This is a genomic window from Methylobacterium frigidaeris, assembly GCF_022179185.1.
Lineage (GTDB): Bacteria > Pseudomonadota > Alphaproteobacteria > Rhizobiales > Beijerinckiaceae > Methylobacterium > Methylobacterium frigidaeris.
The window spans coordinates 168,073-187,346 of record NZ_BPQJ01000006.1 but is presented as its reverse complement, the minus strand read 5'-3'; the positions used below and the strand labels follow the sequence as shown (position 1 = coordinate 187,346).

The window sequence follows — 19,274 nt, the reverse complement described above, 5'->3', positions numbered from 1 at the left end:
CTACCGGAACGGCGGCTCGTCGAAGCTGCGCAACTTGCGCGAGTGCAAGCCGTGGCGGTTGCGCCGCAGGGAATCGAGGGTCGCGAGCCCGATCAGGAGGTGCTCGCCCACCGCCCGCTCGTAGAAGGCGTTGGCGGCGCCCGGCAGCTTGATCTCGCCATGCAGCGGCTTGTCGGAGATGCAGAGCAAGGTGCCGTAGGGCACCCGCAGGCGATATCCTTGAGCCGCGATGGTGCCGCTCTCCATGTCGACGCCGATCGCCCGGGACAGGTTGATCCTCCGCCGCTCCTGCGACCAGCGCAGCTCCCAGTTGCGGTCGTCGTACGTCACGACCGTGCCGGTGCGCAGGCGCTGCTTCAAGGCCTCCTCTCGCTCGCCGGTGACGCTGGCGGCCGCTTCCTGCAACGCCACCTGCACCTCGGCGAGAGCCGGGATCGGCACGTCGGGAGGCACCACCTCGTCGAGGATCCGGTCGCGGCGGAGGTAACCGTGGGCCAGCACGTAGTCGCCGATCGTCTGCGACTGGCGCAGGCCCCCGCAATGGCCGACCATCAGCCAGCAATGCGGCCGCAGCACCGCGAGGTGATCGGTGATCGTCTTGGCGTTGGAGGGGCCGACGCCGATATTGACGAGGCTGGTCCCCTGTCCTTGTCCTTGCCCGTCCCGTGCGACGAGGTGGTAGGCCGGCATCTGGAACCGGTGCCAGGGCGAGGCGGCGATGAGCGCGTCGGCCTGCGCGCCGGCCGCCTCCCCGGCCTCCACCGCGATGCCGCCGGGCAGCACCAGGCGGGCGTAGCGCTCCGGCTCGGTGGCGAGCGCCTTCAGGCCGACCCGCACGAACTGGTCGACGTAGCGGTGATAGTTGGTGAGCAGGATCCAGGGCTGGATCTGGCGCCAGTCGGCCCCGGTATAGTGCACGAGGCGGCGCAGCGAGTAATCGACCCGCGGCCCGTCGAACAGGGCGAGCGGCCGGGGCTCGTCGCCGGACTCCAGCCACAAGCCGTCGGCGATCTCGTCGCCGACGCTCGACAGCATCGGGGTCGGGAAGTAGCGCGCGAGGTCGCTCGAGGTGACGCCGCGGGCCAGTTCCGCCCCGGGTTCGACCACGTAGGGGTACGGGATCTCCTGGGCGCTCAGGCCCACCTCGATCGTGGCGCCGTAATCCTGCACCAGCGGGCGCAGCTGCTCGAGCAGGTAGGCGCGGAAATGCGCCGGCTGGGTCAGGGTGGTGGCGTAGACACCCGGTCCCTGGAACTTCGCGGTCGCGCGGGTGATGCGCGGCAGCGGGCCCGTCGGGCGGTAGGTCAGGCGCAGTTCGGGGTAGCGGAAGGTCAGCCGCTCGGCGGCGTCGGGGGGCACACCGTCCGCGAGGAAGCGGGTCAGCGCGTCCCGCAGGCTCCCGGTGGCGGCGGCGTGCAGCGCCGCCAGGCGGTCGACCGCCGTCTCGGGGTCGGCTACCGTCTCCATCGGTCTCAGCTCGTCGGCGAACACGGTCGATCGGTCTCCCTGATGCCCTGGGGGCCAGCCTATACTGGGAGGAGCGGCGGGGCGACCCGGATCCCGCCTGCATCGATGGGATGCCAGATGACGCAAGCGGATTTCGGCCCGCGGCCGGGCGAGGAGAGCGTCGACCTGCCGGCGGCGTTCGACGCCGGGCTCTACTTCGTCGGCCGGGTGCGCACGCCCTGGACCGTGCGGGCGGAGTGCCCGCGCAATTCGGCGCAGTCGGACGCGGTCTGCACCCTGGAGGTCGATCCCCGCTTCGTCCCGGCCCTCCGGAGCCTCGCGGGCACCACCCACCTGATCGTGCTCTACTGGATGGACCGGGCGCCGCGGAACCTCGTGGCGCAGCAGCCCCGCCACGCACCGGCGCCCCGCGGCACCTTCGCGCTGCGCTCGCCGGCCCGCCCGAACCCGGTCGCGGTCTCGGTGGTGGAGCTCCTCGGCATCGAGGGCGGCACCGTGCAGGTACGCGGGCTCGACTGCCTCGACGGCACGCCGCTCCTCGACATCAAGCCCTATTTCGCCTCGACCGACGCACGGCCGCAGGCCCGGGTCGGCTGGCGCGAGGCGGAGCGGGACGCCGCGGTCAGCGACCGCGAAGGCGCGTGAGCCGCGCCTTGATCCAGGCCTTCGCGGCGTGCTGCCGCCGGGCCCGCACGGCGATCCGCTCCGGCGAGGGGCCGCCCGGGGGCGAGACCACGATCCCGACGATGCGGGTGCGCTCGGGGTAGAGGTCGTCGAGCACCGCGCTCGCCAGCGTCGCCGAATCGAGCCGGTCGGCGAAGCGGGTCTCGTGCAGGGCCCGCACGATCTCGGCCTCGAGCAGCACGCCCGGGGCGAGCGCGCGCAGATCCTCGTCATAGGCGGTCTTGAGCAGCGTCGCGGTCCCGCCGCAGACCAGCGCGAGGCTCGCGGCGACCACCCGTCCGTCGAGGCGCAGGAGGTCGGCTCGCGCCGTCACCGGCCCGTCGCCGGCGCGAAAGAGGGTCTTGGCGAAACCCACGGTCTCCGGCCGGCAGGCGAGCGCGGTGCCGGCCCGCCCCTTCCAGCCGCGCTGCTCCAGCGTGAGGAACTCCTCGACCGCGCCCACCAGGTTCCCGTCCGGCCCGACCGCCTCGACCGTCACGGTGCCGGCCTCGTCGAGGCGCCGGCGCCGCCGCCGCAGGTCCTTGAGCCGGCCCTTGTGGGGATGCTCACGCAGGAACGCGTCGTGGCTCGCGCGCCGGTCGAGCACCGGGCGCGAGAAACCCGAGACCTCGGCGATGCTCCAGCTGTCGCGGGCGAGCGCAGCGAGGACGGGCCCCTCCGTCGGCAGGAGCGGCCACCACCACGCGAGCCCGAGGGCGCGCATGCCCGCGACGAGCGCCGCCAGGGCCGGGGCGCCCTCGGGGCCGGCGACCACCAGGGGCGCCGTCACGGTGAGGTAGGGCGAGGCGAAGGGCCGGGCGATCCGGCCGAGCCCGAGGGGCCCGCGCCCGATCCGGAACGGCAGCAGCGCCAGGAGGTCCGGGCCGGCGCGCACCGCGAGGCAGGACAGGTCCGCCGGTGCCAGGCCGTGGTCGCGATGCGCTTCCAGCACGCGGCGCGCGTAATCGGGCGTCGGCCCGGCGGCGCGGGCGACCAGGGCGTCCCAGGCCGCGGGCTCCCGGCTCAAGCGCGCCAGGGTCGTGAGGCCGCAGGTCGGCGCCAGGGCGATGGTGGGAAGCGGGATCGCGTGCGCGTTCATCGGGCGAAGGCCGGAGTGAGGAGACCGAGACGGCGATAGGCGAGCACCGCCAGGACGACGCCCCGTCCGGCGGTCACCAGGCCGGCGGCCAGGGCCGCGCCGGCAAGGCCGAGGAGCGGGACCAGCGCCAGGGTGAGGAGAATGGCCGCCACGAGGAGACCGACCGTGACGGCGGCGCAGGCGCGCTCGGCCCCCAGCATGGTCAGGAGGTCTTCCGCCGGCCCGCAGGCGGCGGCGAGGCCGTGGCCGGCGACGAGCAGGGCGAGGAGCGGCAGGGCGGCGCGGAAATCCGGCCCGAACAGGCCCAGCAGCAGCGGTCCCGCCGCCACCACGGCGAGGCCCGTCGTCACCGTGGCCAGCAGCGTCAGCCGCGACCAGCGCCGGACCAGGGTCTCGAGCCCGGCCCGGTCGCCCCGCGCCTGCGCCTCAGCGAAACGCTGCGCGGTGACCGAGGAGGCGGCGTACTGGACGAAGACCACGAATTGCACGAGCCGCGTCGCCGCGAAATACGCCCCGACCTCCGCCGGCGGCAGCAGGAAACCGAGCACCAGCACGTCGACGAAATTGAAGCCGGAGCCGGCGAGATCGATCAGCGCCATCGGCAGGGCCGCCCGCAGCCAGTCGCGGTAAGGGTAGAGGGGGCGCACGGATGACCGCTCCTCCCACAGGCGCCGCATCAGGATCGCGGCCTGGAGCGCCAGCGACAGGGCGGTGGCGGCGAGCGTGCAGGCGACGGCGATCGCGGCCTCGGCCGGCGCGCCGAACCCGACCGCCGCCAGCATCAGCGCCATGATCAGTCCCTGGCGCAGCAGGTAGGGCGGCGCCACGGCGAGCAGCGTCCAGTTGCGGCCCCGCGCCACGCCCTCGCAGAAATCCTGGAGCGCGAAGAGCGGTAGCACCAGGGCCGCCACGAGCAGCGGGCCGGCATAGTCGCCGGGGACGAGGCCGGGGACGAACCAGAGGAGGGCCGCGCCGAGTCCCGCCAGGCATGCGGCGGCGGCCAGCGAGAACAAGGCCCCGAAGGCGAGGAAGCCGCGTTCCGGCCCCGCGGCGCCCTGCGCCCGGTAGGTCGGCAGGAAGCGGCAGGCGGCCTGCGACAGGCCCCAGGTCGAGGCGTGGCCGAGCAGAGTGGTCCAGACCCAGATCGTGGCGAAGATCCCGTATTCCTCGCTGCCCATCAGCCGGGCCATCAGCACCTGGGCCACGAAGGCGCAGCCCGCCGCGGCGATCCGCACGCCGAACACCGCGAGCGCGGTGCCGGCGCCACCGCCCGCCTCCGCCTCGCCGAGAGAAGCCCCGGCCGCCATCCCGCTGCTCCTTCGCCGCGCGAGGCTCCTGGTTAGCGGGTCGGGCTTGCGGGGGGGTTAAGTGCACCGCGCAAAACGTCCGCGCACTGGCACGCCAGCGGCATGCGGCCGTGTCACACCGGCAAACGGCTCCGTTTTGCCCGATCCCCGTTCCGCACGACGCGCGTCAGCAGAAGAAGATCCGGGATCCGCAGAGGGAGTGCTGCGAAGCGGCTCTGTACGACGCCCCGTTGCCGACATGCGGACGCTTCGCGGCCTTTTGTGCTGGATTCCGGATCTCCCCCCGCTTCGCTCCCGTCCTCCGGGAACGGGGGCATCATGCGGGCGCCTCCGCCGATGCGGTCACCCCTCGCCGTCATGCGCTATGACGTGGCGGCAGGGGGGGCGCTCGGGAGTCTTGATCTGCCCGTCGTTCTCCGGTGAGCTGTTATGCGCTTCGTCGGACCATGCTCTACGGCGTGTTGCTGGCGCTACGCCCCGTGGCGCTGGTGGTGATGGTGTCGGGTGACCAGTCGAAGGCGGTGCCGGCTCTCCCCAGCCGCTCGCCATGGGCGAACAGGGCCCGCATGTAGCCCTGCTCGAACGGCGCTTGCGAGGTCTGGGGGAAGCGCTGGTCGATGGTGGCGATGTGGATGGCCGTGCCGGTGCGCGCCGCGAACGCCCTGGTCACCGCGATGGCGCCGCTGGTCTGGGCCTTGATCATCGCAGAGAGCGAGCGGCCGAGGATGCTCAGCATCGAGCGCTGGGCGACCTGGAAGTCCGGCGCCTGCGAGGTGTTGACGACGACGTAGACTTCGGGCGCGGGCAGGCGGTCCTCCCCGGCGGGGGCGCCAGTCATCGGGGCGAGCAGCATGCGGCCGGGGGCGACGAAGAACGGCGCCGTGGCGCCGCCATCGGCGTGCATCTCCTGGAAGCGCTTCCCCTGCGAGGACTTGTCCTGGGAGGGCCTATCCTGGGACGACTTGTCCTGGGAGGACTTGGCCCCGGGGCCGATCGAATCGATCATCACCGGCGGGAAGATGCCGGGGATCGCCGCCGAGGCCAGCAGCACCTCGCGGAAGAGCTTGAGCCCGGCGGGGCCGCCGGCCGCCGCGATGGCGCCCATGTCCCACAGGGTCGGGCGCAGGGAGTCGAGCTCGGTGGTGACGACGAGGAGGCGCCGGCCCTTGCGGTGCTCCGCCGCCACCGCCTCGAGGAGCGCGGGCGTGATGCTGCGCTCGATGCCGCGCTTGAGCGGCCAGGTGTCGGTGAGGCTCTCCTGACCGCCACCGAACTCGAACACGTCCGCCGCGGAGGTCTCCGTATAGGCCTTCTCCAGGGCCTCGTCCTGCGAGGCGCCGACGAAGGCGAAGGGGGCGATGAGCGCACCGGTCGAGACGCCCGTGACGACGCCGAAATCCGGCCTCGTGCCGGACCGGGTCCAGCCCTTCAGCAGACCGGCCGCGAAGGCGCCGTTCTCGCCGCCGCCGGACAGGGCGAGCCAGGGCGCGCGCGAGGCCATCGGGGCGCCGTCGAGGAAGGCCCGGAACGCCGCCGGGTCGTCGCCCGGCAGCCGCACCGAGGCGGGCAGTCCCTCCGGCCGCGCCGCCGCGAGGTCCCCCGCCGTGAAGCTCGCCCGCACGGTCGAGCGCTGCCGGTCCGCCACCGTGCCGGCCCCGGCCGGCCCTGCGGCGCCCAGGGCGAGCACCAGAATCGCGGCGCCGGCAAACCCGCGCCGATCCATCACTCGGGACATGGTTCGTGTCCTCCGCCGCCCGCCTCGCCCGGTGAACGCCGGGAGTATGCGCGCGTTCCATCACGCATGTGCGAAAAGGCACCCGCGCACAGGTCTTCCCTCGATGCTCGCCATGTCATGGCGCCGAGGTCCTTCGCCGACGATCAATCCGGCCGCCGCACCGTCCGGGTTCTGCTGTCCCCTCCCGGCCGCCACGATGATAACGCCGAAATCAAGCGCCGCAAGTCGACATGCGGTGACTTGCGGAAAAGACTTGAAACCAAGTCGTGATGAGCTCCGGGCGTCTCTCGATGAGTACGGGACCGGGACGATGCCTCGAAAGCGGGAGGTCGCGCCTACGCCGAAGGCGATACATCCGCCCCGGACCTGCTTCGCGCGGGCGATCCGGCGCCGGCTTTCGTGCGGGCACGACCATCTGCCGAGATGCGGCCCCTTTACGGCCGAGCCGCCCCTGCACTAACCCTCCGGCACGGCTGGGCATCCGTGATGCGCGCCGTGCCGGAGGTTGGAGACACGCCCATGAAACTGCCGCGCCGCTTCTTCCAGCCCCTGGCCTCCGGGGCCCCGGCCCCGTTCCGCGAGCTGCCGGTGCGCCTGGAGCGCATGATCCACTTCGTGCCGCCGCACAACGACAAGGTGCGGGCCCGGGTGCCGGAGCTGGCGACCCAGGTCGACGTGGTCCTCGGCAACCTCGAGGACGCGGTCCCGGCCGACCAGAAGCTCAATGCCCGCAAGGGCTTCATCGCCATGGCGCGGGACACGGACTTCGCCGCTCACGGCACCGGCCTGTGGACCCGCGTCAACGCCCTCAACAGCCCGTGGCTGCTCGACGACCTGATCGAGATCGTGGCCGAGGTCGGCGACAAGCTCGACGTCGTGATGGTGCCGAAGGTCGAGGGGCCCTGGGACATCCACTACGTCGACCAGCTCCTCGCGCAGCTCGAGGCCCGGGCCGGCGTCACGAAGCCGATCCTGGTCCACGCCATCCTGGAAACGGCGGAGGGCGTGGCCAATGTCGACGCCATCGCCTGCGCCTCGCCGCGCATGCACGGGATGAGCCTCGGCCCGGCGGATCTCGCCGCGTCGCGCGGCATGAAGACCACCCGGGTCGGCGGCGGGCACCCGGATTACCGGGTCATCGCCGATCCGACGCCCGGCATCGCCGAGCGGGCGAGCGTGCAGCAGGACCTCTGGCACTACACCATCGCCCGGATGGTCGATGCCTGCCAGGCCAACGGCATCAAGGCGTTCTACGGCCCCTTCGGCGACTTCTCGGATGCGGCCGCCTGCGAGGTGCAGTTCCGCAACGCCTTCCTGATGGGCTGCGCCGGGGCCTGGACCCTGCATCCGAGCCAGGTCGCGATCGCGAAAAGCGTCTTCGCGCCCGATCCGGCCGAGGTCGCCTTCGCCAAGCGCATCCTCGAGGCGATGCCCGACGGGACCGGCGCGGTCATGCTCGACGGCAAGATGCAGGACGACGCCACCTGGAAGCAGGCCAGCGTGATCGTGAACCTCGCCCGGCTCGTCGCCGCCAAGGATCCCGATCTCGCCCGGGCCTACGGCCTCGACGCTTGAGGCCTCCGGGACGAGGCCGACCTCCTGGTGCCCTGAGCCCCCCGGGGGCGGGCCTTTGCGCCGCGTGCAGGCCTCGCGCTGGTGCAATCCCGCCCTCGTTACCCTATGTGACGCCCATGCCCTCCGGACAGACCTCCTCCGCCATGCCCGCCCCGCAGCCCGACGCCGCGCCGTCCGGCGCGGTCATCCGCCTCGCCAAGTTCAACATCGGCGACGTGGTGCGCCATCGGATCTACCCGTTCCGCGGCATCATCTTCGACGTCGACCCGGTCTTCGCCAACACCGAGGAATGGTGGCAGGCGATCCCCGAGGAGGTGCGGCCGTCCAAGGACCAGCCGTTCTACCACCTCCTCGCCGAGAACCAGGACACCGAGTACGTCGCCTACGTCTCGGAGCAGAATCTGGTGCCGGACCGCTCCGGCGAGGCCCTGCGCCACGCCCGCATCGCCGAGATGTTCGAGCGCGACGGTGAGGGTGGGTACCGCATGCGGGGCGACGCGGCGAATTGAAGCCGCCCGCCCCCGCACACTCCGACGTCGTCACGGCATGACGCGGGGCGGATGTCGCTGTCCGGCCCGTGCCGCGTCTCGGGTCCGTGCCGGCCGTATGCCTGAGCAACTTATGTGAACGAAGATCGGCCGCTTTGTCATAGACTGTGACCGGTCTTGCACGGTGACCAGTCCTGCAAGCATTCGACTGTCCGTCACTGATCGCGGCGATTGTATCGATCGTCGCGGTGATGTTTCCTGCGCGACCGGGAGATGGTCATGAGCAGCGGGATCCAGCCCCACAATGCCCGGCCGGCCGGAATCTGGAATTCCGGCGGCGGCCGCTACGACGAGATCAGCCGGGGGATCGCCGACAGCATCGCGCATTGCGTGCTGCGCCTGGATCCGCAGCCGGGCGAGCGGATCCTCGACCTCGCCACCGGGACCGGCTGGACCTCGCGCCAGGTCGCCCGCCGCGGGGCGGAGGTCGTGGGCGTCGATCTCGGCGCCGACCTGATCGCCTTCGCGACCGAGCAGGCCCGGGCCGAGGGCCTGTCCGTCACCTACCGGGTCGGCGATGCCGAGAGCCTGCCCTTCGAGGACGGCGCCTTCGACGCGGTGATCTCGACCTGCGGGGTGATGTTCGCCAGCCGTCCGGAGGACGCGGCGGCGGAGCTGGCGCGGGTCTGCCGCCGGGGCGGCCGCGTGGCCCTCACCACCTGGACGCCGGACGGCGCCGTGTTCGAGATGTTCCGGGTGATGAAAGCCTACATGCCGCCGCCGCCCGTGCCGGCCCCGCCCTCGCCGTTCGAGTGGGGCCGCACCGAGCGGATCGCGGAGCTGCTGGGCCGGGATTTCGACCTCGCCTTCGAGAGGGGCGTCTCGTTCTACCGCGAGCCGAGCCCGGACGCGGCCTGGGAGACCTTCTCCACCGGCTATGGGCCGACCAAGGCCCTGGCCGCCAGCCTGGACGAGAGCCGCCGGGCCGAGCTGCGCCGCGACTTCGTCGCCTTCCACGCCCGGTTCGCCACTCCGCTCGGCATCTGCGTGCCCCGCGAATACTGGGTGACACGCGGCCTGCGGCGGTGAGGCTTCGGCCACGCGCGGACGCCCCGGCAGGGGGGCGGGGATGCGGGGGCTCCCGAGGGAGGCGCTTGTGCTTGAGGCCCGGCGGGCCGCGACCTTTTTACCCTCTCCCGCCTTCGCATCGACACGTCGATGCGACGGCGACCGGCGCATCAGCGCCGGTGCCCGTTCGAAGGCGCGGCGGTATTACTTGGCCGGAGCCGCGGCGGCCGGGGCGGCGCCACCCTTCTGCTCGAGCTGCTTGCGCATCTCCTCGCTGCGCTTCTCGAGCTCGGCCTGGAGCTTCTTCTGCTGCTCCTCGAGCACCTTCGGGTCGATCGGGGCGCCGTCGAAGGCCTTGCCGAAGCCGGCCAGCGGCACCGCGAAGGTGACCTCGCGCTGCATCTGGTTCTGCACGCTGACGTTCAGGGTCGTGCCCTTCTTCATCGCGGCGACGACCTCGTCCTTCAGGCCCGGGGCCTCGGCGAAGCAGCCGTTCGGGAAGCAGACGGCGTAGCGGCCGGGCGTCGGCTGGGTGTTGTCGACCGTGAAGCGGATGCCGGGCTGCAGCAGCAGGCCGAGCGGCATCAGGAAGCGCACGACCTTGGCGCCCTGCGGGCCCTTCATGTCGTAGACCGCCACGGCCAGCACCGCCTGGCCCTGGTCGGAGACGAAGTCGCGGGTGGTGTAGCAGACCTCGTTGCCGCTGCCCTGGTCCTTGCCACAGACCTTGGTCCAGTCCGCCTGGGACGGCTCGGGCTTCACCTGCACGACCATCGGGCCGGTCTGCTGGCCTTGCGCGGCCGGAGCGGCCTGCTGGGCGGGAGCCGGCGCGGGGGCGGCGGGCTTCTTGGGCTGGGCGAGCGCCGGGGCGGCCGCGAGACCGAGCCCGAGGCCGGCCAGGGCGAAAGCGATGGCGGCCTGGTTCGGGCGCGCGGGACGATTCGCGAAGAACATCAGGAGTGGACCCCTCAAACGGCAGGACGTCGGTGGCCTTTGCGCGCGTAGCCCGCTGGGATGCGGGTGCGCCGGCAGCAGGCGGAGCGCGGCCGAAGGGCTCCGCCCGGCCTCCGGGGCGCCTGCTTTCCCCCGGATTGAGGCGAAGGCAAGGCCTCGGCCCCCGACCGAGGGCCCCTTAGCCGATCCCATCGCGGACCGCGAGGGGCCCGCAGGCTTAAAACGCCCTTAACCATGTGCGGGCAGGATGCCCGGTGCGGTAGGCGGACGGGGTGACGGCTTTGGCGGCTCAGGCGACGATGAGGCGGGACGACGCGTCGTCCCGGCCCGGTCCGGCACAGGCGACCGTCCCGGCCGGAAACGAGGCGCCGGTTCCGGCCCCGATGGGCCTGGGCGCACTCCTCGCCGCCGTCGCCGACAGGCACCCCGCCCGCATCGCGTTCATCGACCAGGCGAGCAAGCCCGTCTGGTGCGGCCGTCCCGCCATTGCCTGGACCTACGCCGCCGCCCGCGAGATCGCCGCCCGCCTGGCGGAAGGCTTGCAGCAGTTGCGGCTGCCGCCGCGGAGTCCCGTCGGCCTGTGCATGGCCGGCATGGCCGAGGCGCATCTCGCCTTCCTGGCCATCGAGCAGGCGGGCCACATCCCCTGCCCGCTGCCGGTCACCTGGGACGAGGACCGCCTGCTCCAGGCCGTCGAGGCGGCCCAGATTCTCGCCGTCCTGACCCAAGGCGTGCTCGGCGCCGAGCGGCCGGCGGAGACGCTGTGCCGGGTCGCGATGCGCTACTTCCCCTTGCGCTTCATCGCCGCCTTCGGGCCGCACGTGCCGGACGGCGTGCTCGGCCTCGATCAGGTCGTCCTCGACCACCGCGGCGACGCCGCGTCGCTCGGCACCGGGCCGGCCGCCGGCCTCGTCACCCTCGCCTGTCCGGGCGGCGCCTCGGGGCCCGCGCCGGCCCGCACCTCCGCACCCCCGCCCGAGCCCGAGGGCGCCCCCCTGCCGGTGCGGCGTGAGGCCGAGGCGCTGACGGCCGCCGCCGCCGGCTGCCTGGTGCCCCTGCGGGTCGAGCCGGGCGAGCGGATCCTGAGCCTCCTGCCGCCGAGCGACCTGAAGGGCCTCGCCACCGGGCTCGCCGCCGCCCTGCTCGCCGGCGCCACCCTGGAATGCCACCCGGTCTTCGATGCGGGCACCCTCTCGGCTGCTCTCGACCAGCCGGTGCCGACCCACCTCGTCGCGCCAGCCTGGATGGAGGCGGGTTTTTCCCGCACCACCGTGCCGGGCCGGCTGCGCACCCTGGCCTACGTCCATCGGGCGCCCTGCCGCCTCAGCACCCGCCTGCCGGGCCGCCCCGGCGTGGTCGACATCGTGGCCTTCGACGAGGTCGCCCTGCTCTCCGGCCGACGCGACGCCCAGGATGTCGGCCTCGTCCTGGCGGCCCCGGAAAGAGCTGCCCTGGTCCCGGAGCGGGCGGCTCCGGCGTCGGACCGTGGCGGCCTGATCCAGCTCCGCCGCGATCCCGACGGGCGCCTCAGCTTCCGCGGTCCGGCCTGCGCCGCCCGCATGTTGCGCCGCGGCATCACCGCGGACGAAAATCCGGACGGGTGGATGACCTCGCGCTTCCGCGCGTCGCTCTTCGCCGGCGTCGCAACCGCCATCACGGAGATCCCGTAGCGCACCGGCACATTTTTTCTGCCCCTCAAAATCGGGAAAACGCTTGCTCCGCCAGTCGTTTGGCAGCACGATGCCGCGGCCGGTCCCGGGCCGTCCGGCGGTTCTCACCCAGCGGCAGCGGTGAACCTTCGTCGGCGCACGACGTTACTGCCGCGGTGCCTTCACGAGAGGCGCGCGATCGGTTAACGCTTGAACATGGGTGCGCTGCAAAAAGTTCTCGTCGTCGACGACGGCCACCGCGCCGTCGACCGGGCCCTCTCCGCCGAACTGGCCGAGCTGGGCTATGCAAGCGTCACCGCCTCCCTGGAGGCGGCGGACGACGTCCTGGCGATGATGCCGCGTCCGGCGGCAGTTCTGTTGCACGTTCCGCCCCGCGACACCGGCGGTGCCTTTCGGATGCTGTCGGAGCGCCTCCGCGAGCGGATGCGCGGCGCTGGCGTCCCGGTGATCGAGGTCGACGCCGCAGGCCAGCAGACGGGCGCGCCGATCGACCTGCAGAGCCGCATCGGCACGCGTGTGCTGAACGAGCCGGAATTCTGAGGAACTCGTCGGGATCGTACCTCAGGATGAGGGCGAGAGTGGGATGTGCGTAGGTCTTTGATTCTGGATCTCCGACAATCTCACCCCGCCTGCAGCAGCTTCACCGCCGCATCCCGCTCGAACAGGTAGAGCAGCGCCCGCAAGGCCTGACCACGCTCCGACTTGAGCCCCGGATCGCGTTCGACGGTCAGCCGAGCGTCGTCGCGCGCCGCGACGATCAGGTCCCCGTCCGCCTCCGGCCGGGCGAGGCGGAACGCGGCGAGGCCGGATTGGCGGGTGCCCAGCACCTCGCCCTCGCCGCGCAGGCGCAGATCCTCCTCGGCGATGCGGAAGCCGTCCTCGGTCTCGCGCATCATCTCGAGCCGGGCTCGGGCCACCTGGCCCAGCGGCCCCTTGAACAGCAGCAGGCAGGTCGAGGCGCCCGAGCCGCGACCGACCCGGCCGCGCAGCTGGTGCAATTGCGCGAGGCCGAAGCGCTCGGCATGCTCGATCACCATGACGGTGGCCTGCGGCACGTCCACCCCGACCTCCACCACCGTGGTCGAGACCAGGATCTTGGTGTCGCCGACGACGAAACGCTCCATCGCCTCGTCCTTGTCCTTGCCCGGCATCTTGCCGTGGACGAGCCCGACCGCGTCGCCGAAGCGCTCGCGGAGCGCCGAAAAACGCTCCTCGGCGGCGGCGAGGTCGACGTACTCGGATTCGGCGACCAGCGGGCAGATCCAGTAGACCCTGTCGCCCTTGGCGAGCGCCCGCTCGAGACCGAGCACCACCTCCTCGACCCGGTCGGTCGAGACCAGCACCGTCTTGATCGGCTGGCGGCCGGCCGGCTTCTCGTCGAGGACCGAGACCTCCATGTCGCCGAAACAGGTCAGCGCCAGGGTGCGGGGAATCGGCGTCGCGGTCATCACCAGGATGTCGACCGCCGCGCCCTTGCCCCCGAGCGCCAGGCGCTGGTGCACGCCGAAGCGGTGCTGCTCGTCCACCACCGCGAGGCCGAGATCGTGGAACGCCACGTCGTCCTGGAACAGGGCGTGGGTGCCGACCACGATATGGATCGAGCCGTCGGCGAGGCCGGCGAGCGTCGCGCGCCGTTCCGCCACCCGGTCGCGACCGGTCAGCAGCGCGAGGCGCAACCCCGCCTCCTCCACCATCGGCCGCAGCCGCTCGGCGTGCTGGCGAGCCAGGATCTCGGTCGGCGCCATCATCGCCGCCTGGCGCCCGGCCTCGATCGCCGAGGCCATGGCCAGCAGCGCCACCGCGGTCTTGCCCGAGCCGACATCGCCCTGGAGCAGGCGGAGCATGCGCCGGTCCGAGCCCATGTCGCCGCGGATCTCGGCCAGCGCCCGGGTCTGCGCCCCGGTGAGGCCGAACGGCAGGGCCGCCTCGATCCGTCGCGACAGGGTGCCGTCGCCGACATTGGTGCGGCCCGGCGGGCGGTGCATCCGGCTGCGCACCAGCGCGAGCGCCAGCTGCGAGGCGAGCAATTCGTCGTAGGCGAGGCGACGTCGGGCCGGGGTCTTCAGGTCCTCCTCGGTCTCGGCGGCCTCCGCCGGGCGGTGCTCGGTGCGGAGCGCATCGGCGAAGGCCGGCCAGCCCTGGCGGTCGAGCCAGGACCGGTCCTGCCACTCCGGGAGTGTCGGCAACCGGTCGAGGGCGGCGACCGCGAGCTTGCCGATCGCCCGCGAGGTCAGCCCCTCGGTGGCGCCGTAGATCGGCTCCACCGCCGGCAGGTCGGCCAGGCCCTTCTCGTCGAGGATGCGGGACGGATGCACCATCTGGCGAAAGCCGTCCCAGAGCTCGATCCGCCCGGAGACGTAGCGGTGGCTGCCGAGGGGCAGCATCTTCTCGATGCGGGCTCGCGGCAGGTTGAAGAACACCAGGGTGATGTCGCCGGTCTGGTCCTCGACCAGCACCCGGAACGGCTTTCGCCCGCCCGTCATCTGCGGCGGGCGGTGCGCCACCACCGTCACGCCGAGCGTCACCGGCTCGCCGGGCGGTGCCTCGGCGATCGAGCCGCGCAGCTGCCGTGCGATGCCGCGCTGGGGCAGGTGGAACAGCAGGTCGACCACCCGGGCCGGGCGCTCCGGCGTGCCGACGAGCTTGTCGATCAGCACGGCGACCTTGGGACCGGCCCCCGGCAGCACGGTCGCGGGGGCGAACAGGGGATCGAGCAGGGAGGGACGCAGCGACATCGGGACGGGAACGGAGGGGAATCGGGGGCTCTATACACCACGGCGTGGCCGGTGCGGGCGCGCCGGCTCGCCAAATGAGTGTCGCATCCCACGCCTCACGCCCCATATCAGGCGAAGGGTTTCGCACCCGCGCCCCGGGCGGTAAAGCCGCACCGGACCAGCCCGAGGATTTGTCTCGCGATGACCGGCACCACCCGCACCAGCGCCGACCTCGATCCGCGCCGCCGCCGCACCCTCTACCGCTCCTGGCACCGGGGCATCCGCGAGATGGACCTGATCATGGGCCGCTTCGCCGATGCCGAGATCGGCACCCTGACCGAGGACGAGCTCGACGATTTCGAGCTCCTGATCGAGGTGCCGGACCGCGACCTGTTCCGCTGGATCACCGACGAGGCCGAGACGCCGTCGAACTACGACACGCCGGTCTTTCGGCGGTTGAAGGCGTTCCATCAGAACGGGGCGCCCGTGGATCTGTGAGAGAGGCTTCGCGGTGAGGCACGGGTCAACCCTCCCCCCTCCGCGGGGGAGGGTGGCGAGCGGAGCGAGCCGGGAGAGGGGCAGCGCGACGCTGATCCAGGTGGCGCCCGTCACCACGGTCGCGACCTCTCCGGAAGCAGCGTCCCCTCTCCCGCCCCACTTCGTGGGGCACCCTCCCCCGCAGAGGGGGGAGGGTTTGCGCGTTTCATCCTGAAGCGTTGATCGACCTCGACCGACTCCATCCACGCCCCGCCTGTTCGAAGACTCCGCAAGACCCGATGGCCAAGCCCGCTCCCAAGCCCCCCGCCCCGCCCGTCCCGCCCAAGAAGCCCACGGTCGCCCGCTTCGCCCTGCCGAAATCCGCGGCCCTGACCCGGGCGGTGGAGGCGCTGAAGGCCGGCGACAGCGCGACGCTGGCGCGCGTGCCGGACGGGTTCGACGCCCTGGTGGTGGCCGACCTCGCCCGGGCGCTCTCCCAAGTGGCGGAAGGGCCGGCGGTGCTGGTCCACGTCGCCCGCGACGGCACCCGCTCGGCCGCCTTCGCCAGCGCGCTCGCCTTCGTGGCGCCGGAGATCGAGGTGATGAGCGTCCCGGCCTGGGACTGCCAGCCCTACGACCGGATCTCGCCCAATCCCGCCATCGCGGCGCAGCGCATGACGGCCCTGTCGCGGCTGTCCCGCACCCGCTCCTCGGCCGAGAAGCCGCGCATCCTCACCACCACGGTCAACGCCCTGGTGCAGCGGGTGCCGCCCAAATCCCGCATCGCCGTCGAGACCTTCTCGGCCGCGCCCGGCAACGCCCTCGACACCGACCAGATCGTCGCCTGGCTCGAGGCCAACGGCTTCCTGCGCACCGGCACCGTGCGCGACACCGGCGAGTACGCGGTGCGCGGCGGCATCATCGATCTGTCGCCGCCCGGCTTAGCCAATCCGGTCCGCCTCGACTTCTTCGGCGACACCCTCGAATCGATCCGCGCCTTCGACCCCGAGACCCAGCTCACCATCGGGCAACTGCGCTCCCTCGACCTCGTGCCGATGAGCGAGGTGCAGCTCACCACCGAGACGATCCGGCGCTTCCGCCAGGGCTACGTCACGACCTTCGGCGCTGCGACCCGCGACGACCGGCTCTACGAGACGATCAGCGAGGGACGGCGCTATGCCGGCCTCGAGCACTGGATGCCGCTGTTCTACGACCACCTCGACACGCTGTTCGACTACGTCGCCGGCGTGCCGCTGATCCTCGACCATCAGGTCGACGACGCGGTGGCCGAGCGCCTGTCCCAGGTGCAGGAATACTACGACGCCCGCTGCGAGGCCCTGAAGGAGCGCCAGAGCGGCACCGCGCCCTACAAGCCGCTGAAGCCCGACGCGCTCTACCTCTCGCCGAACGAGTGGGCGAAGCGCATCGACGGCGCGACGGTCGCCCGCCTCGCCCCCTTCGACGTGCCGGAGGTCCCCGGCCGACGGCTGATCGATTGCGAGGGCGTGCCCGGCCGCAACTTCGCCCCCGAGCGGGCGCAGGAGGGCGTCAACGTCTTCGATGCGGCGGTCACTCATGTCCGCGACTTGCAGGGAGCGGGGCACCACGTCGTCCTGGCGGCGTGGTCGGAGGGCTCGCGCGACCGCCTCTGCGGCGTCCTGACCGAGCACGGCCTGCCGAAGCCGAAGAGCATCACCCGCCTCTCCGACATCCTGGCGATGAAGCGCGGTCAGGATATCGGCGTCGCGGTCTGGGGCCTGGAGGCGGGCTTCTCCGCCGGCCAGCTCGCCGTGGTGGCCGAGGGCGACATCCTCGGCGACCGGCTGGTGCGGCCCAAGCGCAAGGCCAAGCGCCCCCAGGACGTGATCCTGGAGGTGCAGGCGCTGGCGCCCGGCGACCTCGTGGTCCATGCCGACCACGGCATCGGCCGCTTCGTCGGCCTCAAGACCGTGACGGCGGCGGGCGCACCCCACGATTGCCTGGAGATCCAGTACAGCGGCGGCCTCTTGCTGCTGCCGGTCGAGAACATCGAGCTTCTCACCCGCTACGGCTCGGAGGACGCCGACGTCGCCCTCGACAAGCTCGGCGGCGGGGCCTGGCAGGCGCGCAAGGCCAAGCTCAAGCGCCGGATCATGGAGATGGCCGGCGCCCTCATCAAGGTCGCGGCCGAGCGCTTCCTCAAGTCCGCGCCGAAGATGGCGCCGCCGGAAGGGACCTACGGCGAGTTCGCCGCCCGCTTCCCCTACGAGGAGACCGAGGACCAGGAGGCGGCCATCGCCGCCACCCTCGGCGACCTCACCTCCGGCCGCCCGATGGACCGGCTGGTCTGCGGCGATGTCGGCTTCGGCAAGACCGAGGTGGCGCTGCGCGCCGCCTTCGTCACCGCGCTCTCGGGCAAGCAGGTCGCCGTGGTAGTGCCGACGACGCTTCTCGCGCGCCAGCACGCCCGCACCTTCGAGGCGCGGTTCAAGGGCCTGCCGGTCAACGTCGCCCAGGCCTCCCGCTTCGTCAGCAACGCCGAGCTGAAGAAGGTCCGTGAGGGCCTGGCCGACGGCTCGGTCGACATCGTCGTCGGCACCCACGCGCTGCTGGCGAAGAACATCGCCTTCAAGGATCTCGGCCTCATCATCATCGACGAGGAGCAGCATTTCGGCGTCGCCCACAAGGAGCGGCTGAAGGCTCTGAAGGCGGAAGTCCACGTGCTGACCCTGTCGGCGACGCCGATCCCGCGCACGCTCCAGCTCGCCATGACCGGGGTGCGCGAACTCTCGATCATCGCCACGCCGCCGGTCGATCGCCTCGCGGTGCGCACCTTCGTGATGCCGTTCGACCCGCTGTCGATCCGCGAGGCGCTGCTGCGCGAGCGCTATCGCGGCGGCCAGGCCTTCTACGTCGTGCCGCGCATCGAGCACCTGGAGGAGGTCAAGCGCTTCCTCGACCGCGAGGTGCCCGAGGCCAAGGTGGCGGTGGCCCACGGCCAGATGGCGGCGGGCCAGCTCGAGGACGTGATGACGGCCTTCTACGAGGGCCAGTACGACATCCTGCTCGCCACCACGATCGTCGAGTCGGGCCTCGACATCCCGACCGCCAACACGCTGATCGTCCACCGCGCCGACATGTTCGGCCTCGCCCAGCTCTACCAGCTGCGCGGCCGCGTCGGCCGCTCCAAGGCCCGGGCCTACGCGCTGTTCACCACGCCCGAGGGCAAGACCCTGACGGTGCAGGCCGAGCGGCGCCTCTCCGTGCTGCAATCCCTCGACACGCTCGGGGCAGGCTTCCAGCTCGCCAGCCACGACCTCGACATCCGCGGCGCCGGCAACCTGCTCGGCGACGAGCAGTCCGGCCACGTCAAGGAGGTCGGCTACGAGCTCTACCAGCAGATGCTGGAGGACGCGGTCGCGGCGCTCAAGTCCGGCAACACCCTGCCGACCGACGAGCAATGGTCGCCGACCATCGCGCTCGGCGCCCCGGTCACCATGCCGGAGGAGTACGTCGCCGACCTGTCGGTGCGGCTCGGCCTCTACCGCCGCCTCGCGACGCTGGAGAACGACGCGGAACTCGAGAGCTTCGGCGCCGAGCTGATCGACCGCTTCGGCCCGATGCCGCCGGAGGTCGAGCAGCTCCTGAAGATCGTGACGATCAAGATCCTGTGCCGGGAGACCAACGTCGAGAAGGTCGAGGCCGGTCCGAAGGGCATCGTCATGCACTTCCGCGATCGCGCCTTCGCCAACCCGGCCAAGCTCGCCGGCTACATCGCCGACCAGCGCTCCTTCGCCAAGGTGCGCCCCGACATGAGCGTGGTCTTCATCCGCGATCTCGCCACGGTCGCCGAGCGGCTGAAGGAGACGACGGCGATCCTGCGCGATCTGGTGAAGCTGATCACGAGGAAGAAGGCGGCATGAGAGGCGCGGGGACGGTAACGGTCCCGCGCCACCGTGCCAAAGCTCGGAACCATGCGGGATCCGTTGGAGGGTCCAGCACGATGGCGGGCGCGCGGCCGGACGCGCCGCCCCCGTGTCAGGCCGCCTGAAGCGTCCGCAATCTTGAGAAGCCGATC

At 72.1% G+C, this 19,274-nt stretch carries 14 protein-coding genes; 8 read left to right on the top strand and 6 right to left on the bottom strand.

All coding sequences use genetic code 11. The annotated features are described in order from the left end of the window. Nucleotides 1-1,491 carry an AMP nucleosidase gene (locus tag MFF64_RS08835; RefSeq protein ID WP_369010713.1) on the bottom strand — a complete coding sequence of 497 codons (1,491 nt, stop codon included), beginning with the start codon at nucleotides 1,489-1,491 and terminating at the stop codon, nucleotides 1-3. Between the two features lie 93 nt (nucleotides 1,492-1,584). On the opposite strand from MFF64_RS08835, the gene tsaA reads away from it, so the two are divergent. Further along, on the top strand, nucleotides 1,585-2,112 hold the full coding sequence (gene tsaA, locus MFF64_RS08830) for a tRNA (N6-threonylcarbamoyladenosine(37)-N6)-methyltransferase TrmO (protein WP_099902940.1): 528 nt from the start codon (nucleotides 1,585-1,587) through the stop codon (nucleotides 2,110-2,112). On the opposite strand, the gene MFF64_RS08825 is transcribed toward tsaA, so the two are convergent. The 3 genes from MFF64_RS08825 to MFF64_RS08815 form a co-directional block, all read right to left on the bottom strand. Further along, nucleotides 2,090-3,229, bottom strand: a complete 1,140-nt coding sequence (locus MFF64_RS08825; RefSeq protein ID WP_099902938.1) for a GNAT family N-acetyltransferase — start codon at nucleotides 3,227-3,229, stop codon at nucleotides 2,090-2,092. The genes tsaA and MFF64_RS08825 overlap by 23 nt on opposite strands. Next, the gene (locus tag MFF64_RS08820) at nucleotides 3,226-4,536 is read right to left on the bottom strand and encodes a lipopolysaccharide biosynthesis protein (RefSeq protein ID WP_238190466.1); all 1,311 of its coding nucleotides are present in this window, start codon (nucleotides 4,534-4,536) and stop codon (nucleotides 3,226-3,228) included. Before MFF64_RS08820 ends, MFF64_RS08825 begins: the two co-directional genes overlap by 4 nt. A 451-nt stretch (nucleotides 4,537-4,987) precedes the next feature. Then, nucleotides 4,988-6,271, bottom strand: coding sequence for a patatin-like phospholipase family protein (locus tag MFF64_RS08815; protein WP_238190464.1), 1,284 nt, complete (start codon nucleotides 6,269-6,271; stop codon nucleotides 4,988-4,990). 519 nt (nucleotides 6,272-6,790) lie between these two features. Here MFF64_RS08815 and MFF64_RS08810 point away from each other — a divergent pair. From MFF64_RS08810 to MFF64_RS08800, 3 genes are all read left to right on the top strand, one after another. Further along, complete coding sequence (locus tag MFF64_RS08810; protein ID WP_099899154.1) at nucleotides 6,791-7,846, top strand: HpcH/HpaI aldolase/citrate lyase family protein; 1,056 nt, start codon at nucleotides 6,791-6,793, stop codon at nucleotides 7,844-7,846. A 143-nt stretch (nucleotides 7,847-7,989) separates the two neighbouring features. Then, complete coding sequence (gene hspQ / locus MFF64_RS08805; RefSeq protein WP_099899152.1) at nucleotides 7,990-8,355, top strand: heat shock protein HspQ; 366 nt, start codon at nucleotides 7,990-7,992, stop codon at nucleotides 8,353-8,355. 258 nt (nucleotides 8,356-8,613) lie between these two features. After that, a complete protein-coding gene (locus MFF64_RS08800) occupies nucleotides 8,614-9,423 on the top strand; it encodes a class I SAM-dependent methyltransferase (RefSeq protein ID WP_099899150.1) in 810 nt (269 codons plus the stop codon). Nucleotides 9,424-9,606: 183 nt separating this feature from the next. Here MFF64_RS08800 and MFF64_RS08795 read toward each other — a convergent pair whose 3' ends face one another. Then, on the bottom strand, nucleotides 9,607-10,356 hold the full coding sequence (locus MFF64_RS08795; protein ID WP_099899148.1) for an invasion associated locus B family protein: 750 nt from the start codon (nucleotides 10,354-10,356) through the stop codon (nucleotides 9,607-9,609). A gap of 299 nt (nucleotides 10,357-10,655) precedes the next feature. Here MFF64_RS08795 and MFF64_RS08790 point away from each other — a divergent pair, with 299 nt between their 5' ends. Both MFF64_RS08790 and MFF64_RS08785 read left to right on the top strand, forming a co-directional pair. Next, nucleotides 10,656-12,026: an AMP-binding protein gene (locus tag MFF64_RS08790; RefSeq protein ID WP_238190462.1), complete on the top strand. Its 1,371-nt coding sequence runs from the start codon at nucleotides 10,656-10,658 to the stop codon at nucleotides 12,024-12,026. A gap of 195 nt (nucleotides 12,027-12,221) precedes the next feature. After that, entirely contained in the window at nucleotides 12,222-12,566 is a 345-nt protein-coding gene (locus MFF64_RS08785; RefSeq protein WP_099899144.1) for a hypothetical protein, read from the top strand. 80 nt (nucleotides 12,567-12,646) lie between these two features. On the opposite strand, the gene recG is transcribed toward MFF64_RS08785, so the two are convergent. Continuing rightward, nucleotides 12,647-14,761: an ATP-dependent DNA helicase RecG gene (gene recG, locus MFF64_RS08780; RefSeq protein ID WP_238190460.1), complete on the bottom strand. Its 2,115-nt coding sequence runs from the start codon at nucleotides 14,759-14,761 to the stop codon at nucleotides 12,647-12,649. 180 nt (nucleotides 14,762-14,941) lie between these two features. On the opposite strand from recG, the gene MFF64_RS08775 reads away from it, so the two are divergent. Together MFF64_RS08775 and mfd are read left to right on the top strand one after the other, a co-directional pair. After that, a complete protein-coding gene (locus MFF64_RS08775; protein WP_099899142.1) occupies nucleotides 14,942-15,238 on the top strand; it encodes an FAD assembly factor SdhE in 297 nt (98 codons plus the stop codon). A 278-nt stretch (nucleotides 15,239-15,516) separates the two neighbouring features. Further along, complete coding sequence (gene mfd, locus MFF64_RS08770; protein ID WP_099899140.1) at nucleotides 15,517-19,119, top strand: transcription-repair coupling factor; 3,603 nt, start codon at nucleotides 15,517-15,519, stop codon at nucleotides 19,117-19,119. Nucleotides 19,120-19,274: the final 155 nt, after the last annotated feature.

Coding starts and splice junctions, on each gene's coding strand:
- MFF64_RS08775 (WP_099899142.1), top strand. CDS start 14,942: ATGACCGGCACCACCCGCACCAGCGCCGACCTCGATCCGCGCCGCCGC.
- recG (WP_238190460.1), bottom strand. CDS start 14,761: ATGTCGCTGCGTCCCTCCCTGCTCGATCCCCTGTTCGCCCCCGCGACC.
- MFF64_RS08800 (WP_099899150.1), top strand. CDS start 8,614: ATGAGCAGCGGGATCCAGCCCCACAATGCCCGGCCGGCCGGAATCTGG.
- MFF64_RS08815 (WP_238190464.1), bottom strand. CDS start 6,271: ATGTCCCGAGTGATGGATCGGCGCGGGTTTGCCGGCGCCGCGATTCTG.
- mfd (WP_099899140.1), top strand. CDS start 15,517: ATGGCCAAGCCCGCTCCCAAGCCCCCCGCCCCGCCCGTCCCGCCCAAG.
- MFF64_RS08785 (WP_099899144.1), top strand. CDS start 12,222: ATGGGTGCGCTGCAAAAAGTTCTCGTCGTCGACGACGGCCACCGCGCC.
- hspQ (WP_099899152.1), top strand. CDS start 7,990: ATGCCCGCCCCGCAGCCCGACGCCGCGCCGTCCGGCGCGGTCATCCGC.
- tsaA (WP_099902940.1), top strand. CDS start 1,585: ATGACGCAAGCGGATTTCGGCCCGCGGCCGGGCGAGGAGAGCGTCGAC.
- MFF64_RS08795 (WP_099899148.1), bottom strand. CDS start 10,356: ATGTTCTTCGCGAATCGTCCCGCGCGCCCGAACCAGGCCGCCATCGCT.
- MFF64_RS08810 (WP_099899154.1), top strand. CDS start 6,791: ATGAAACTGCCGCGCCGCTTCTTCCAGCCCCTGGCCTCCGGGGCCCCG.
- MFF64_RS08820 (WP_238190466.1), bottom strand. CDS start 4,536: ATGGCGGCCGGGGCTTCTCTCGGCGAGGCGGAGGCGGGCGGTGGCGCC.
- MFF64_RS08825 (WP_099902938.1), bottom strand. CDS start 3,229: ATGAACGCGCACGCGATCCCGCTTCCCACCATCGCCCTGGCGCCGACC.
- MFF64_RS08790 (WP_238190462.1), top strand. CDS start 10,656: ATGAGGCGGGACGACGCGTCGTCCCGGCCCGGTCCGGCACAGGCGACC.